Source organism: Paenibacillus hodogayensis, assembly GCF_039536325.1.
Taxonomy (GTDB): domain Bacteria; phylum Bacillota; class Bacilli; order Paenibacillales; family NBRC-103111; genus Paenibacillus_AB; species Paenibacillus_AB hodogayensis.
The window spans coordinates 1-14,379 of the sequence record NZ_BAAAYO010000016.1 but is presented as its reverse complement, the minus strand read 5'-3'; the positions used below and the strand labels follow the sequence as shown (position 1 = coordinate 14,379).

21 protein-coding genes are annotated in these 14,379 nt (G+C 50.9%); 19 read left to right on the top strand and 2 right to left on the bottom strand.

Annotation, left to right across the window (positions count from 1 at the left end; genetic code table 11):
• The first annotated feature begins 18 nt into the window (after positions 1-18).
• The 16 genes from ABD796_RS30560 to ABD796_RS30485 all read left to right on the top strand — a co-directional run bounded on the left by ABD796_RS30560 (position 19) and on the right by ABD796_RS30485 (position 10,564).
• Complete coding sequence (locus tag ABD796_RS30560) at positions 19-669, top strand: adenylate kinase (protein WP_344915624.1); 651 nt, start codon at positions 19-21, stop codon at positions 667-669.
• Complete coding sequence (gene map, locus ABD796_RS30555; protein ID WP_344915623.1) at positions 669-1,427, top strand: type I methionyl aminopeptidase; 759 nt, start codon at positions 669-671, stop codon at positions 1,425-1,427. Before ABD796_RS30560 ends, map begins: the two co-directional genes overlap by 1 nt.
• Positions 1,427-1,774: a KOW domain-containing RNA-binding protein gene (locus tag ABD796_RS30550; RefSeq protein WP_344915622.1), complete on the top strand. Its 348-nt coding sequence runs from the start codon at positions 1,427-1,429 to the stop codon at positions 1,772-1,774. The genes map and ABD796_RS30550 overlap by 1 nt, the downstream gene beginning before the upstream one ends.
• 2 nt (positions 1,775-1,776) lie before the next feature.
• Complete coding sequence (gene infA, locus ABD796_RS30545) at positions 1,777-1,995, top strand: translation initiation factor IF-1 (protein WP_110843848.1); 219 nt, start codon at positions 1,777-1,779, stop codon at positions 1,993-1,995.
• 99 nt (positions 1,996-2,094) lie between these two features.
• Entirely contained in the window at positions 2,095-2,208 is a 114-nt protein-coding gene (gene rpmJ, locus ABD796_RS30540; RefSeq protein WP_022738894.1) for a 50S ribosomal protein L36, read from the top strand.
• A 21-nt stretch (positions 2,209-2,229) separates the two neighbouring features.
• Positions 2,230-2,598, top strand: coding sequence for a 30S ribosomal protein S13 (rpsM, locus tag ABD796_RS30535; protein ID WP_344915615.1), 369 nt, complete (start codon positions 2,230-2,232; stop codon positions 2,596-2,598).
• 17 nt (positions 2,599-2,615) lie between these two features.
• The gene (rpsK, locus tag ABD796_RS30530; RefSeq protein ID WP_344915613.1) at positions 2,616-3,014 is read left to right on the top strand and encodes a 30S ribosomal protein S11; all 399 of its coding nucleotides are present in this window, start codon (positions 2,616-2,618) and stop codon (positions 3,012-3,014) included.
• Between the two features lie 127 nt (positions 3,015-3,141).
• Positions 3,142-4,086 (top strand): DNA-directed RNA polymerase subunit alpha, encoded by a 945-nt coding sequence (locus tag ABD796_RS30525; protein ID WP_344915610.1) that lies wholly within the window; start codon positions 3,142-3,144, stop codon positions 4,084-4,086.
• A 33-nt stretch (positions 4,087-4,119) separates the two neighbouring features.
• Positions 4,120-4,488, top strand: a complete 369-nt coding sequence (rplQ, locus tag ABD796_RS30520) for a 50S ribosomal protein L17 (RefSeq protein ID WP_344915609.1) — start codon at positions 4,120-4,122, stop codon at positions 4,486-4,488.
• Between the two features lie 84 nt (positions 4,489-4,572).
• A complete protein-coding gene (truA, locus tag ABD796_RS30515) occupies positions 4,573-5,337 on the top strand; it encodes a tRNA pseudouridine(38-40) synthase TruA (RefSeq protein ID WP_344915607.1) in 765 nt (254 codons plus the stop codon).
• Between the two features lie 170 nt (positions 5,338-5,507).
• The gene (rplM, locus tag ABD796_RS30510; protein WP_344915605.1) at positions 5,508-5,945 is read left to right on the top strand and encodes a 50S ribosomal protein L13; all 438 of its coding nucleotides are present in this window, start codon (positions 5,508-5,510) and stop codon (positions 5,943-5,945) included.
• A gap of 17 nt (positions 5,946-5,962) precedes the next feature.
• On the top strand, positions 5,963-6,355 hold the full coding sequence (rpsI, locus tag ABD796_RS30505; RefSeq protein WP_344915603.1) for a 30S ribosomal protein S9: 393 nt from the start codon (positions 5,963-5,965) through the stop codon (positions 6,353-6,355).
• Positions 6,356-6,570: 215 nt separating this feature from the next.
• Positions 6,571-7,263, top strand: coding sequence for a phosphoadenylyl-sulfate reductase (locus ABD796_RS30500; RefSeq protein ID WP_344915601.1), 693 nt, complete (start codon positions 6,571-6,573; stop codon positions 7,261-7,263).
• A 32-nt stretch (positions 7,264-7,295) separates the two neighbouring features.
• Positions 7,296-8,477: a sulfate adenylyltransferase gene (sat, locus tag ABD796_RS30495; protein WP_344915599.1), complete on the top strand. Its 1,182-nt coding sequence runs from the start codon at positions 7,296-7,298 to the stop codon at positions 8,475-8,477.
• A 185-nt stretch (positions 8,478-8,662) separates the two neighbouring features.
• Entirely contained in the window at positions 8,663-9,403 is a 741-nt protein-coding gene (gene cwlD / locus ABD796_RS30490) for an N-acetylmuramoyl-L-alanine amidase CwlD (protein ID WP_344915597.1), read from the top strand.
• Between the two features lie 93 nt (positions 9,404-9,496).
• On the top strand, positions 9,497-10,564 hold the full coding sequence (locus ABD796_RS30485; RefSeq protein WP_344915595.1) for an Mrp/NBP35 family ATP-binding protein: 1,068 nt from the start codon (positions 9,497-9,499) through the stop codon (positions 10,562-10,564).
• Between the two features lie 94 nt (positions 10,565-10,658).
• Here ABD796_RS30485 and gerD read toward each other — a convergent pair whose 3' ends face one another.
• Complete coding sequence (gene gerD / locus ABD796_RS30480) at positions 10,659-11,354, bottom strand: spore germination lipoprotein GerD (protein WP_344915592.1); 696 nt, start codon at positions 11,352-11,354, stop codon at positions 10,659-10,661.
• A 183-nt stretch (positions 11,355-11,537) separates the two neighbouring features.
• Here gerD and ABD796_RS30475 point away from each other — a divergent pair, with 183 nt between their 5' ends.
• A complete protein-coding gene (locus ABD796_RS30475) occupies positions 11,538-12,161 on the top strand; it encodes a KinB-signaling pathway activation protein (RefSeq protein ID WP_344915590.1) in 624 nt (207 codons plus the stop codon).
• Positions 12,162-12,249: 88 nt separating this feature from the next.
• Here the strand turns inward: ABD796_RS30475 and pdaB are convergent, their stop codons facing one another.
• The gene (pdaB, locus tag ABD796_RS30470; RefSeq protein WP_344915588.1) at positions 12,250-13,032 is read right to left on the bottom strand and encodes a polysaccharide deacetylase family sporulation protein PdaB; all 783 of its coding nucleotides are present in this window, start codon (positions 13,030-13,032) and stop codon (positions 12,250-12,252) included.
• Between the two features lie 146 nt (positions 13,033-13,178).
• On the opposite strand from pdaB, the gene ABD796_RS30465 reads away from it, so the two are divergent.
• Positions 13,179-13,796 carry a stage II sporulation protein M gene (locus tag ABD796_RS30465; RefSeq protein WP_344915586.1) on the top strand — a complete coding sequence of 206 codons (618 nt, stop codon included), beginning with the start codon at positions 13,179-13,181 and terminating at the stop codon, positions 13,794-13,796.
• Positions 13,797-13,903: 107 nt separating this feature from the next.
• On the top strand, positions 13,904-14,122 hold the full coding sequence (locus ABD796_RS30460; protein WP_344915584.1) for a hypothetical protein: 219 nt from the start codon (positions 13,904-13,906) through the stop codon (positions 14,120-14,122).
• Positions 14,123-14,379 lie beyond the last annotated feature (257 nt).

The following is a 14,379-nucleotide window of genomic DNA, read 5'->3' as shown; positions in this document are numbered from 1 at the left end:
CCAGGGAGGGTGCGTACTTTGAATATTCTTTTCATGGGTCCTCCGGGAGCCGGCAAAGGAACTCAAGCCGAACGAATCGTTGACGAATTTCAAGTTCCGCATATTTCGACAGGGGATGCTTTCCGGGCGGCTATGCGCCAAGGTACGCCGATGGGCGTCGAGGCCAAGAAGTACGTCGACCAAGGTTTGCTCGTACCCGACGAAATTACGAACGGAATCGTCAAGGAGCGTCTGGAGCAATCGGATTGCGACAAAGGGTTTTTGCTAGACGGTTTTCCAAGAACCATTGCGCAAGCTGAAGCTCTCGACGGTATGTTGGCTGAGATGGGGAAACGGATCGATCACGTCATCGACCTGAAGGTCGATCGTGACTTGTTGCTCGGACGCTTGACCGGCCGCCGCATCTGCAAATCTTGTGGCGCCACGTACCATGTGCTTTTCAATCCTCCGAAGGTCGAGAATGTCTGTGACAAATGCTCGGGAGAGCTGTACCAGCGCTCCGACGATTCGGAAGAAAAAGTAGGAACGCGTCTGGACGAATATACGACCAAGACGGCTCCTCTTCTGGAGTACTACGGTAAGAAAGAACTGGTGCGCGAAGTGGATGGACAACAAGATATCGATCAAGTCACATCTGATATATCTTCCTTGCTGCGAGGTCAAGCCTAATGATCATTTGTAAGTCCGAAGCTGAATTGGAGCTCATGCGCGAGGCCGGACGGATCGTCGCCGAGACACACCGGCTAATGGCCAAGGCGGTTCAGCCTGACATTACAACCAAAGAATTGGATCATATCGCAGAAACGTTTATACGCAGTCAAGGCGCGGTCCCATCTTTCAAAGGCTATAACGGTTTTCCTGCCAGCATCTGTGCTTCGGTTAACGAGCAGCTGGTTCACGGATTTCCCGGCGACAGAAAGCTGAAGGAAGGCGACATCATCAGCATCGATATCGGTGCGCAGTATAAAGGATACCACGGCGATTCCGCCTGGACGTATCCGGTGGGACGGATCAGCGAGACGGCCCGCAAGCTGCTTGATGTAACGGAGCGTTCGCTGTTTGCCGGATTGGCAATGGCGAAAGCCGATGTACGCCTGTTCACTATCTCGCATGCGATTCAAGCATGCGTGGAGGAAGAAGGTTTTTCGATCGTGCGCGAGTATGTGGGGCACGGAATTGGTCAAAACTTGCATGAAGAACCGCAAATTCCAAACTATGGTTTGCCGGACCGCGGTCCGCGTCTAAAACCGGGAATGGTGCTTGCGATCGAACCGATGGTTAATGTCGGCGAGAGGTATGTGAAGACGTTGGAAGACAATTGGACTGTCGTTACGGTTGACGGTTCGTTGTGCGCCCATTTCGAGCATACAATTGCGATCACTCCGGACGGTTACGAGATTTTGACCGTATCTGCAGGTGAATCTTGATGGTTGAGGCGAATTGTATTTCGGAAAGCCCGATGGCCGACCAGGGCAAGCAATTGCCGCAAATCGGCACGATCGTGAAGGTTCTTCGCGGGAGGGAACAAGAGAAATACGCCGTAATCGTCCAGATTCACGATGAACGGTTCGTATCGATTGCCGACGGCCATAAACGCAAGTTTGATCAACCCAAAAAGAAAAACCTGCTTCATCTGGAGCTGTTCCGCTATGTGAGCAGCGAGGTAGCCGACAGTATAATGGAGACGGGGCGCGTAACCAATGCCAAGCTTCGTTTCGCGTTGAATAAGTTTTTGGATAGCGGGCAAGCCGAAGCGCAAGAGAAAGGAGAATGACCGTGGCCAAAGAAGATGTGATTGAGGTAGAAGGCAAAGTCATCGAGCCTCTCCCGAACGCAATGTTCAAGGTAGAGCTTGAGAACGGACATCAGGTGCTGGCCCACGTCTCGGGTAAAATACGGATGCACTTTATCCGCATCCTGCCCGGAGATAAAGTCACCGTCGAGTTGTCGCCTTATGATTTGAGCAGAGGCCGGATCACTTATCGGTTTAAATAAAGTTCAGTGATGCTTACGAAGAAGCTTTCTTACAGAAAGCTCAGCGATTTCTTACGAAGTAACTTTGCCTCCGGCAAAGTTCTCAGGAGGTTAATTAACATGAAGGTAAGACCCTCGGTCAAACCGATTTGCGAAAAGTGCAAAGTAATTCGTCGCAAAGGCGCCGTCATGGTCATTTGCGAAAATCCGAAGCATAAGCAAAAACAAGGATAAAAAGGAGGTGCACATCCACTAATGGCTCGTATAGCTGGTGTTGACTTGCCCCGTGACAAACGCGTGGAAATCGCGCTCACTTATATTTTCGGGATCGGTAAAACGACTTCCCAAAAAATCATTGCCGCTACCGGCATTAACCCGAACACCCGCGTTCGCGATCTGACGGAAGACGAAGTAAGCAAAATCCGTGAGAATATCGACAAAACGCAAAAGGTGGAAGGCGACCTTCGTCGTGAGATTGCCCTTAACATCAAGAGACTTGTCGAAATCGGCTGCTATCGCGGCATTCGTCACCGTCGTGGTTTGCCTGTTCGCGGTCAACGCACCAAAACCAACGCTCGTACTCGTAAAGGACCACGTCGTACTGTAGCGAATAAGAAGAAATAATAGGGGGGATAACTCTCATGGCAAAGCCTAAAAAAGCCGCGGCACGGACCAAACGTCGTGACCGCAAAAATATTGAATCCGGAGTGGCTCATATTCGTTCGACGTTTAACAACACGATCGTAACGATTACGGATCCTCACGGAAATGCGATTTCCTGGGCAAGCGCAGGCAACCTGGGCTTCAAAGGATCGCGCAAAAGCACTCCGTTCGCTGCTCAAATGGCTGCCGAATCTGCTGCAAAAGCCGCTATGGAGCACGGGATGAAAGTCGTTGAAGTTATGGTTAAAGGACCGGGCGCAGGCCGCGAAGCCGCTATTCGTTCGCTGCAAGCAGCCGGGCTCGAAGTTAACCTGATCAAAGACGTGACTCCAGTTCCGCATAACGGATGCCGTCCTCCGAAACGTCGTCGTGTCTGAGTTGTGTCCCTATAGTATAAATATCGAAAACATGTGAATAATGGTTGTGGACGATAGGCATACTAGTTCTTTTTGTGTTCGTAGGGAATCCGGAGGGAAACGACGTTTTTAAGGAGGGTTAAGTTCCATGATCGAAATTGAGAAGCCAAAAATCGAAACCGTTGAACTAAACGAAGACGGCAAATACGGCAAGTTCGTGATCGAACCGCTGGAGCGCGGATACGGCACAACGCTCGGAAACTCCTTGCGCCGCATCCTGCTTTCTTCGTTGCCGGGCGCGGCTGTCAATTCCGTTCAAATCGACGGCGTGCTGCACGAGTTTTCGACGGTGCCGGGCGTAATGGAGGATGTAACGGAGATTATCCTGAACTTGAAGGGATTGTCTTTGAAAATACATTCCGACGAGGAGAAGGTACTGGAAATCGATGCCGAAGGCGAAGGCAATGTCGTCGCGGGCGATATCCGCGCGGACAGCGATGTGGAAATCCTTAACCCGGATCTGCATATCGCCACCCTTGCCTCCGATGCCAGATTGCATATGCGCATCCATGCAGGCCGCGGCAGAGGCTACGTACCGGCCGATCGCAACAAGAGAGAGGATCAACCGATAGGAGTAATCCCGGTAGACTCGATCTATACGCCAATCTCCCGCGTCAATTACAGCATCGAAAACACTCGTGTCGGTCAAGTCACGAACTACGACAAACTTACCCTCGAAGTGTGGACCGATGGAAGCGTTCGACCGGAAGAAGCCGTCAGCCTTGGCGCTAAAATTTTGACCGAGCACCTGATGCTGTTCGTCGGTCTGACCGATGAGGCAAAAGATGCGGAAATTATGGTCGAAAAAGAAGAAGACAAGAAAGAAAAAGTGTTGGAGATGACCATCGAAGAGCTGGATCTTTCGGTGCGTTCCTACAACTGTTTGAAACGAGCAGGCATTAATACCGTGCAGGAACTGATTACGAAAACCGAAGAAGATATGATGAAGGTCCGCAACCTGGGCCGCAAATCTTTGGAGGAAGTCCAGGAGAAGCTGGAAGAACTCGGACTCGGTCTGCGTGCGGAAGATTAAGGCTTGATGGACTACGAAGGAGGGGAATGACACATGGCATACCAAAAATTGGGTCGTGATACGAGTGCCCGCAAGGCGCTGTTCCGTGATATGGTAACCGACCTGTTCCTATACGAACGCATTCAGACTACCGAAGCGAAGGCGAAGGAAGTTCGCTCGATCGCGGAAAGACTGATTACGCTGGCAAAGCGCGGCGATCTTCACGCTCGTCGTCAAGCTGCTGCGTTCGTACGTCGCGAACAGCTGGAAGGTTCGGATAACGACGCTATTCAGAAGCTGTTTTCTGAATTGGCAACTCGTTACTCGGAGCGTGCGGGCGGATATACCCGTATCTTGAAGCTTGGGCCTCGTCGAGGCGATGCAGCTCCTATGGTTTTCTTGGAACTGGTAGATCGAGCTTAATCGACCGGCTGAAAGGGTGGACAGAATCGTTGATTCTGACGAAGCCCTTTTTTTGTCTTGGCAAGGTGAGGGTGGTACGTCTTTATGAGAAATTTGATCATGACCGTGAGCTATGACGGTACCGCCTACTCCGGGTTTCAATCGCAACCGGACGGGAATACGATTCAAGACCGGATCGAGGCGGCTATCGAGCATCTGACGGGGGAGAAGATCATCATCACCTCGTCGGGGCGAACCGATGCGGGAGTACATGCCAGAGCGCAGCTCTTTAACTTTCACACAGCGTCCTCCATTCCGCTCGAGCGGTGGGCACTCGCGCTTAATTCGCGTCTGCCTCCGGACATTCGCATTCTGGAGGCGCGTATGGCGGATCCGGACTTCCACGCGCGCAGATGGGCCAAGAGAAAGACGTACCGGTATACGATCAACTGCAATCGCATTCCGGACGTATTCCAGCGACATATGCAGGTTCACCACCCGACTCCGCTCGACGTGGAAGCGATGCGCCATGCGCTCCGGACGTTGATTGGCGAGCACGATTTCACTTCGTTTTGCTCGGTGAAATCTACCAAGCCGTCGCACGTGCGAACGATATACGATGCCGTGATCGAGATTGAACCGCAAAGGAGCCTAGAAGGTTCGCTTTCTACCGGAGTTATTCATATCTTCATTACGGGAAACGGCTTTTTGCAGCATATGGTCCGGATTATCGTCGGAACGCTGCTGCAGATCGGAGAAGGCAAGCGATCGCCACAGGAAATGGGAGACATACTCGCGGCCCAGAAACGTTCGCGTGCCGGTCCGACCGCCATGCCTCACGGCCTGATGCTGTGGGATATCGTATATTGAAGCGATTTGCGGATTCCACTTGCGCTACACCCGGAAATGTTGTAATATATTACTTGGCTTTTCACAACGGGCCTCCCACGCCCCGCGTTGTGGAAACGAACGATTTTGACCTTGCGTAACTTTAAATATGCATGTTTTTTGATGGAGATTTATTTAGGAGGACAATGCGAATGCGTACCACATATATGGCGAAGCCCAATCAAATCGAGAAAAAATGGTACATCATTGATGCTGCCGGCCAAACGCTCGGACGTCTGGCAAGTGAAACAGCATCGATTTTGCGCGGCAAGACGAAACCGGAATTTACTCCGCATGTTGACACCGGAGACTTTGTAATTGTTCTCAACGCGGATAAGATCGTGTTGACCGGTAAGAAGCTGCTGCAAAAGAAATACTACCGCCACTCGCAATATCAAGGCGGTTTGAAAACGACGACGGCTCAACAAATGCTCAACACGAAGCCTGAACGTATGATCGAGCTTGCTGTGTTCGGCATGTTGCCGAAAAATCGTCTGGGCGACGCTTTGAAAACAAAGTTGAAAGTATATGCCGGCTCGGAGCACCCGCATCAAGCACAGCAACCCGAAGTTTGGCAACTTCGCGGATAATAAGGGAGGATCTGAACATGGCACAAGTTCAATACTATGGAACCGGCCGCCGGAAGCATTCCGTTGCACGCGTACGTCTCGTACCGGGCGAAGGCCAAATCGTAATTAACGATCGGCCGCTGGACGAATACTTCGGTCTGGAAACTTTGAAATTGATCGTAAAGCAACCGTTGAATCTGACGGAAACCGTAGGCAGATATGACGTAATCGTCATCGCTAACGGCGGCGGAACGACCGGCCAAGCCGGCGCAATCCGTCACGGCATTTCCCGTGCGTTGTTGAAAGCCGATCCGGAATACCGCGGTTCCCTGAAACGCGCTGGATTCCTGACTCGCGATCCGCGCATGAAGGAACGTAAAAAGTACGGCTTGAAAGCCGCTCGTCGCGCTCCTCAGTTCTCGAAACGTTAATCGTACGCATACGATCAAAGACCTTTCCTGTTTTATGGAAAGGTCTTTTTCCTTTTTCACCAATACGGGCGGGTCTCATATGATAGTGGTGGGCCTGATGTTTTCGCGGAGTTCATCAGCTTTGGTATTGACACCCTATTAATTATCCTTATAATGAGTATATACATTAATTCATATAAACTAACTCGGAAATGAATCCAAGGAGGATCATTCGTATGAACTTGCTTGAAAAAGAAGCTTTGATCAGCGACGCGGCCGAGACGTTTGAGACGGCTTCCCCGGAAGACCTCATTCAATGGGCCGTAGCCAAATTCCCGAATATTACTTTTGCGTGCAGCTTTGGCGCGGAAGATGTTGTACTGGTCGACATTCTGCAAAAGATATCGCCGTCAACGGATATTTTTTATTTGGATACCGATCTTCATTTCAAAGAAACGTACGAAACCCGCGATCGTATGGAAGCACATTACGGTATGAAGTTTGTCCGGGTTAGCCCGAAGCTGACACTAGAGGAGCAAGCGACTCAGCATGGGGACGAATTGTGGAAATCAGAGCCTACGGCCTGCTGCAACATTCGTAAGGTAGAGCCGCTGACGGCGATTTTGGGTCAATACGAGGCGTGGATTACGGGTATCCGCCGGGACCAAGCACCTACGCGTGCCAACTCCAAAAAAGTGGAATACGATGTCAAGTTCGGGCTTGTGAAATTCAATCCGATTGCCGATTGGACGTCCGAACAAGTATGGGACTACATCCGCGAGCACAATTTGATTTACAATCCGCTTCACGACCAGTATTATCCGAGTATAGGCTGCGAGAAATGCACACGGCAAGTGTTGCCTGGTGAAGATCCGCGCGCCGGTCGCTGGTCGGGCTTTGAGAAGACGGAATGCGGGCTGCATAAGTAAATCACACTTCGCGGAAGGATTGAGGATTCCATATGACTGAAACGATAAAACCTCATGGCGGTACGCTGATTAATCGCATCGTCGCCGGAGAAGAGCGCGAACAGCTTTTGAAGGAAGCCGAACAATACAAACAAATTCCGGTTAATGCCTGGACAGTGTCGGACTTGGATTTAATCGGTATTGGAGCTTTTTCTCCGTTGAACGGTTTTCTGGAAGAAAAGGATTACCGCTCGGTCTTGGACCGTATGCGTTTGGCGGATGGAACGGTATGGAGCATTCCGATCGTGCTTCCTGTCGAAGAGAAGCTGGCCGCTCAACTGGCTGTTGGGGATAAGGCGGCATTAATCGGAGAAGAAGACGGGATCGTCTACGGCATTCTCGACGTTCGCAGCATTTACCAGATCGATCAGCGAGAGGAAGCCGTGAAGGTATTCAAAACGGACGATTTGGAGCATCCTGGCGTTCAGAAGCTGTTCTCGCGTCCAACTACGTATGTCGGCGGCCCGATTCAAGTGTTGAATCGTCCGAAGCCGGGCAAGTTTCAGGAGTTTTACTTCGATCCGGCCGAAACTCGGCAGCGTTTTTCCCAAAATGGTTGGAAGTCGGTCGTCGGCTTTCAGACACGGAATCCGGTGCACCGGGCGCATGAATACATTCAAAAAATCGCGATGGAAATCGTCGACGGCCTCTTCTTGAACCCGCTAGTCGGCGAAACGAAGTCGGACGATATTTCCGCCGAGGTGCGGATGAAGAGCTATCTGGTGCTGCTGGAAAATTATTATCCGAAACAACGCACGTTCCTTGGCGTATTCCCGGCTGCTATGCGCTATGCGGGGCCGCGCGAGGCGATCTTCCATGCCATGGTGCGCAAAAACTACGGCTGCACGCATTTCATCGTGGGACGCGATCATGCTGGCGTAGGCGATTACTACGGAACGTATGAGGCTCAGGATATTTTCAAAAACTTCACAGCTGCCGAATTGGGCATTACTCCGTTGTTTTTCGAGCACAGCTTCTTCTGCACGAAATGCGGTAACATGTCCACGAGCAAAACGTGCCCGCATGACAAGTCGCATCATATGCATTTGTCCGGCACGAAAGTGCGCGCTATGCTGAGAGAGGGTATATGCCCTCCAGCCGAGTTTACCCGTCCGGAAGTCGCCAAGGTGCTGATTGAAGGAATGTCCGATCAATTGGTGCAAAGTCAGAGCTGACGCGGTGTATCCAGGCTACAGAGCTCGCCCTTGCTGCTTCTAAGGGATCGGGTAGGTTTCTTTCATAACGACTAAGGCCAGACTTTGCACAGGTGCCGTTGCTGTCCAATACTTAGGTATATTTGTCCACCCTCGTCCATAAGATTTCTTAAGAGAAGTCTTGCGGGATTGGGGTGGATTTTGTTATGCGAAGAAGAAAGGCTCGTGTCGTCGTCTGGCTGAACACCAATGGCATTCTGAAGCTCGTCATGTCGGCGGTGCTCGTCATGATGATGATTTTCCTGTTCACTTACGAGCTTCCGTCGACACGAACCTGGTCGTACTGGACGATGCCTTTATCCGGCAAAGTGATCGCGCTCGATCCTGGTCATGGGGGCCCTGATGGCGGTGCGGTCAGCAAGGAAGGGCTCGTCGAGAAGGAAGTCAACCTGGCCATATCGCTTTATTTGCGCGATTACTTGCAGCAGGCCGGGGCCATGGTGGTCATGACCCGCGAAACGGATCGCGATCTGGCCGGGGAAGGGACGAAAGGATACAGCAAGCGCAAGACGGAGGATCTGCTGAACCGGGTGCAGTTCATCCAACAGCGCAAAGCGCAAATGTCCATTAGCATCCATCTGAACAGCATTCCTTCCGCCAAATGGAAAGGTGCTCAATCGTTTTATTACCCCGGCAACGACGAAGGCAAGAAACTGGCGGAATCGATTCAAGGCGAAATCAAGAGCAATATGAACAATACGGATCGTGCGATCAAATCCGAAGACGAGTTTTATTTGCTGAAAACATTGCCGATACCGGCCGTGCTGGTAGAGGTCGGCTTTCTCTCAAATCCGGAAGAAGCCAGAATGATGGCGGATTCCACTTACCAGAAACAAATCGCCGAATCGATTTACCGGGGTATCGTCCGGTATGTGACGGCCAAGTAGGGCGTTTTTGCACATTCGATATTTCATCCTTCTGTCGGACATATGCTATAATGTTCGGAGATGATCGATATCGCCTAACGGGAGGCTTCTTACATGACTCGGGAACATATCCTGGAGCTGCTGAAGGACGTGCAAGATCCGGTATACCGGAAAAGCATGGTCGAGCTCCATTTGATCAAAGACGTAATGGTTAAAGAAAGCGGAGTTGCGCTTAGCGTCATTTTGTCGTCTGATGAGGAAGAGCGCAAGCAGCAATTGCGCCAGCATATAACGGAAACCTTGCAGAAGGAAGGCATAACGGACGTCCATATCCGGTTTCGGGCCATGACCGAGTTCGATCGCGAGGAAATCGCCAGAAAAGGCGCGCCGGCTCCGCAGCCCGCAAAGCCTGTCGTAACCGATTTGTTGGCTGATGGGTCTTCTACGACCTTTATAGCCGTAGCTAGCGGCAAGGGCGGTGTCGGCAAGTCGACCGTCGCCGTGAATCTGGCGGTTGCATTAGCGAGGAAAGGCAAAAAGGTCGGCATTATCGATGCCGATATTTATGGCTTTAGCGTTCCGGATATGATGGGGATCGAGGACCGTCCGGAAATCGTAGATGAGAAAATCCATCCGATCGAACGGTTCGGAGTTAAGGTAATCTCGATGGGGTTCTTCGTGCAGGACAACGCTCCGGTTATATGGCGGGGGCCTATGCTTGGCAAAATGCTGAAAAACTTCTTCTCCGAGGTCGAATGGGGAGAGATCGATTATATCGTGTTGGATTTGCCCCCGGGAACGGGCGACGTGGCGCTTGACGTGCACCAAATGATCCCGCAGAGCAAAGAGATCATCGTGACAACGCCGCACGCTACGGCAGCGTTTGTCGCGGCCAGAGCAGGCGCCATGGCCGTTCATACGAATCACGAGATTATCGGGGTCGTAGAGAATATGTCTTATTACGCTTTCGGCGATCATAAAGATTATGTATTCGGTCGTGGTGGAGGCGCCAAGCTGGCTGACGAGCTTCATACGCAGCTGTTGGCGCAAATTCCTCTTGGCGCTCCGGACAACCATCCGGCCGAACCGGATTATTCGCCTTCCGTGTACAAGGCGGATACCGAAGTAGGCGGCATGTATCTGGAGGTAGCCGAAGCCGTTATTCGCAAGTGCGAAAGCTAAACAGTACGGATCGATCAGAAAGGGACTAGCCCCCGACAGGGCAGTCCCTTTTTTAAATTCATCGATTTGCTGCGGATCATGCCGGCTCGCCGACTTACTGCCCGCTCTCCTGCTGCTGCTCGCCGCCGCCGCCTTTTTTCTGGGACTTGTCCTGTTTGCCTTGTCCTTGCCCTTGTCCCTTCGGCTGAGATTCTTCTTCCATCACCTTCTTCAGCAGTTCCATCAGCTCAAGCCGGTATAACGGGCTTTGGAGAGCTTCTTGCATGATCGACATCACTTGCTGACGGTATTGGGCGCCTTTCATCGAATCCATAATCATTTTCTCAAAATCGGGGTTTTTCATCAAATCCAGCATTTGCTTCTGATATTCGGGATCTTTCATCAAGTCCTTTTGCAGTTGTTTGTTTTCCTTCTGCAAAGCTTTTGCGAAGTCGCCGGCAAATTTCGGATCGGTCATCATCGCTTTGAGCATTTTGTCGCTGCCGTCGGTCGTCAGCACATCCTTGACCACCAACTGCAGCTGTTGCGCATCCTCGGACGACAGCATTTGGATTTTACCGCCGTTTTTGGCCGATTGGGCTTGAAGGATGCCTGCGGCCGAATCGTCACCGGATTTGGATGCTTCGGTTATTGCTTTTTTGCCGTCATCGGATTTCAAAATGTCGAGAACCATCGACTTTGTATCTTTATACCCTTGAGAGCTGCTGCTCTCGGAGCCGCCACTCCCGCATGCGATCATTAATGGCAACAGCAGCAAAGCGGACAAGCCGCGGACTGTTTTCCATGTCATGGAACTGTTGCTCCCTTCATGTGATTTGCTCTTAGTATTTGTTTATCGGTGATGTTTATGTTCGGAGAACATTGGTTTTCCGGAGCTGGCTTTTTGTTGTGCACGCCCGTATTATTGACTATAATAAGGCAAGTGCAGGGTTTGCCGAGGACTGCGTATTGCAGAGGTTGGAGGGGTTAGAAGTTGACGCTAAGAAAGTGGAATTATTTATTTTGGACCACATTGCTGATCGGTACTGTTGTCGGCATGATTACTGGCGTGCTCGTCAAACTGACCGTGAAGGATTTTGATTTTCTCGGAATTTCCGTCGGCTGGTACGAATGGATTTTCATGCTGTTCGGAGCCGGGATGATAGCGGTATTGAGCGAAATGGGCTTTTTTGCTTATTTGACCGTGCGGTATGTAGCCATGAGCTTGTTCCGGGGCAAGCTGCTTTATTGGGATATTTTGCAGGTGGGCATTATCATTGTAGCGTTATTCGATATCGTGTACTTGCGTTACACCGGAGCGGCGGACAACGGTCAAGGGTGGGTGCAATATATCGCTCTGCCCGTCCTGATTTTGCTCGTTGCGGCGGCGGTTACCTACTGGAAAGTAAAACAGACGAACCGCAGCGCAAGAATTCCGACGTTGTTCTTCATGTGCGTAGTGACCATTATGGAAGCGATACCGGCGTTCAATCTGAATGAAGCGGGCTATACGATTATTATGGTGGTTCCGCTGCTGGCATGCAATGCATGGCAAATTATGCTGCTGCACAAGCTGCTGCCCGGCAAAAATAACCCCGACCTTGCGCCAAAGGCTTAATGCCTCTGGCGGGGATCGGGGACGCTTATTCATGCAAAAGCTTCGTTACAGAAGCTTTTTTTGTTCTTATGGGCTCGGTTCGCGGCGATCAATGGATCGTCCCGTTGGTTTGCCGCTCGGCTTCCTTATGGTCCACGTTCGTTTGCTGCATGAGCTCGCTCACCGTAACGAATTCGTAGCCTTTGGCGCGAAGCTGGTCGATTATCGTCGGCAGCGCCTCGTGCGTTTGCGTGCATGTATCGCTTGCATGCAGCAGCACGATATCTCCAGGATGGGCTTTGGTGACGACACGGTTTACGATATTGTCCACGCCTTTGTTCATCCAGTCCAGAGAATCAGTGTCCCATTGAATAACTCTATAGTTTAATTCATTGGCGATACGCAGCACGCGCTTGTCGAAGTCTCCGTTGGGCAGGCGGATCAGGTTCGGCGCTTGACCTGTGACTTGTTTCAAGATTCCGTCGGCGGTCTGGATTTGGGTCCGTATTTCTTCGTCGTTCAGCTTGCTGTAATTGACGTGTTTGTGCCCGTGACTGCCGATTTCCCAGCCGCCTTTGACTATTTTTTGCACAATTTCCGGGTGCTGCTGACTCCAGGGGGAAGACAAGAAAAATGTCGCTTTTTTGACGCCTTTATCTTCCAGGATTTTCAGTATGGGCTCGGCGCGCTTATCGCCCCAGCTGATGTCGAACGTCAATGCGATAACTTTCTTTTCCGTTTCCACGCTGTAGACCGCCGACGGCTCGTTTTGCGAGAACACCGTCATGTTGCTGGTTTCGGAATAGACGATTCCGACAGCGAATAAAACGGCAATGAATACGATCAAATACCGTTTCAGTTTGGTGCCGTTCATTACGTAGAAGAAGTTCACGGCAGCTCGTTACCTCCTTTTGCTTCTTGCACAGCCAGCGGGCCTTGTGCACGAAAGGCTTGTATATGGTTTATAATAAAATGTATGCTCGTACCGGCAGCTTATGCTTGAAACTGCGGACAAACCGTACGAACGGAGGGGATATTATGATCAAAGCCTGGGGGACGTTATTCGTTCACCTGAAGGGGATGCAGAAGTATATGATCGCCGCCACCCTTGTCTTTATTGCGGGGGTAGTGCTCGGCTATGCCGATTCGGGGCAGTTTGAGGCGATCTTGCAAGGCCAGTTGGAAGGGCTGCAAAAACTTGCTCGGGATATTGCCGAAAAAGAACACTCGATGATATGGTTGTTCGGTTATATTTTGCTGAATAACACGATCAAATCGGTGCTTATCGTATTTGCCGGCGTATTTTTTGGCGTGCTTCCATTGTTTTTCCTGCTTATCAACGGAATGGTGATCGGGTATTTGGCTCAGCTGCAAGCCGAAGCCGGACACTTGGGTCTGTTCCTGAAGGGGATTATCCCCCATGGTATTTTGGAAATACCGGCCGTTATTTTGGCCTGCGCCTATGGAATCAAACTCGGAGCGATTATGGGAAAAGGATTGCTCGGCGCAGGGAGCGGAAGAGGAAGAGCGGCTTTTGTCGCGGAATTGCAGCATTTCATGCGGGTGGCTCTACCGCTGATCGCTCTGCTGGTCGTATCGCTGCTGGTGGCGGCGATTATTGAGAGCTTCATAACGCCGTTGATTATGAAGCTATAATTTTTGGATCTTTTTAAGGAAGACGATCATAAAATTCCCAATTTGTGAGCATAACAGTAAAGCGGTGTTACCGACTCTTACGCAAATAGGGGGCGCTTAACTTTACTATGCTCGGATTTCTATTCAATCAAAGAGAATGCAAGGAACTGGGGTACGTCCTGCGCAAGGAATTGGACGAGATGCTGTTCGACCTGAAAGATCACCGGTTGGAGGGCGACGTGAAGAAGGCGATCGAATCCCGATATAAAATCGTGTTCCGGATGTACGCCCGTCTGGCTTCGCCCAAAGATTTGTCGCGGTATGCGCGAAATCAAAATTATCAATAAAAACGCGGGCTATGCTTGACTTTGGTAGAGCGTTGTGATAAATTAACTTTCGCGACATCGATCCAAGTCTTGGATAGACAAGCTTGCAAAACTTTCGAAAAAGAAATGCTTGCAAGTCGATGGCCATCTGTGATATATTGAAGGGGTCGCCGATAATCGGAACTCCTCAATATGGAATGTTGCGAAACATAGGCTGGACAAGCTTTTGCTCCTTGAAAACTGAACAATGAGCGTGCAAGGCGAGCTCGAAAGAGCTT

Bases quoted from the DNA above. Each gene is read 5' to 3' on its own strand.
- map (WP_344915623.1), top strand. From the start codon at position 669: ATGATCATTTGTAAGTCCGAAGCTGAATTGGAGCTCATGCGCGAGGCC.
- ABD796_RS30550 (WP_344915622.1), top strand. From the start codon at position 1,427: ATGGTTGAGGCGAATTGTATTTCGGAAAGCCCGATGGCCGACCAGGGC.
- rpmJ (WP_022738894.1), top strand. From the start codon at position 2,095: ATGAAGGTAAGACCCTCGGTCAAACCGATTTGCGAAAAGTGCAAAGTA.
- rpsM (WP_344915615.1), top strand. From the start codon at position 2,230: ATGGCTCGTATAGCTGGTGTTGACTTGCCCCGTGACAAACGCGTGGAA.
- rpsK (WP_344915613.1), top strand. From the start codon at position 2,616: ATGGCAAAGCCTAAAAAAGCCGCGGCACGGACCAAACGTCGTGACCGC.
- ABD796_RS30525 (WP_344915610.1), top strand. From the start codon at position 3,142: ATGATCGAAATTGAGAAGCCAAAAATCGAAACCGTTGAACTAAACGAA.
- rplQ (WP_344915609.1), top strand. From the start codon at position 4,120: ATGGCATACCAAAAATTGGGTCGTGATACGAGTGCCCGCAAGGCGCTG.
- truA (WP_344915607.1), top strand. From the start codon at position 4,573: ATGAGAAATTTGATCATGACCGTGAGCTATGACGGTACCGCCTACTCC.
- rplM (WP_344915605.1), top strand. From the start codon at position 5,508: ATGCGTACCACATATATGGCGAAGCCCAATCAAATCGAGAAAAAATGG.
- rpsI (WP_344915603.1), top strand. From the start codon at position 5,963: ATGGCACAAGTTCAATACTATGGAACCGGCCGCCGGAAGCATTCCGTT.
- ABD796_RS30500 (WP_344915601.1), top strand. From the start codon at position 6,571: ATGAACTTGCTTGAAAAAGAAGCTTTGATCAGCGACGCGGCCGAGACG.
- sat (WP_344915599.1), top strand. From the start codon at position 7,296: ATGACTGAAACGATAAAACCTCATGGCGGTACGCTGATTAATCGCATC.
- cwlD (WP_344915597.1), top strand. From the start codon at position 8,663: ATGCGAAGAAGAAAGGCTCGTGTCGTCGTCTGGCTGAACACCAATGGC.
- ABD796_RS30485 (WP_344915595.1), top strand. From the start codon at position 9,497: ATGACTCGGGAACATATCCTGGAGCTGCTGAAGGACGTGCAAGATCCG.
- gerD (WP_344915592.1), bottom strand. From the start codon at position 11,354: ATGACATGGAAAACAGTCCGCGGCTTGTCCGCTTTGCTGCTGTTGCCA.
- ABD796_RS30465 (WP_344915586.1), top strand. From the start codon at position 13,179: ATGATCAAAGCCTGGGGGACGTTATTCGTTCACCTGAAGGGGATGCAG.
- ABD796_RS30460 (WP_344915584.1), top strand. From the start codon at position 13,904: ATGCTCGGATTTCTATTCAATCAAAGAGAATGCAAGGAACTGGGGTAC.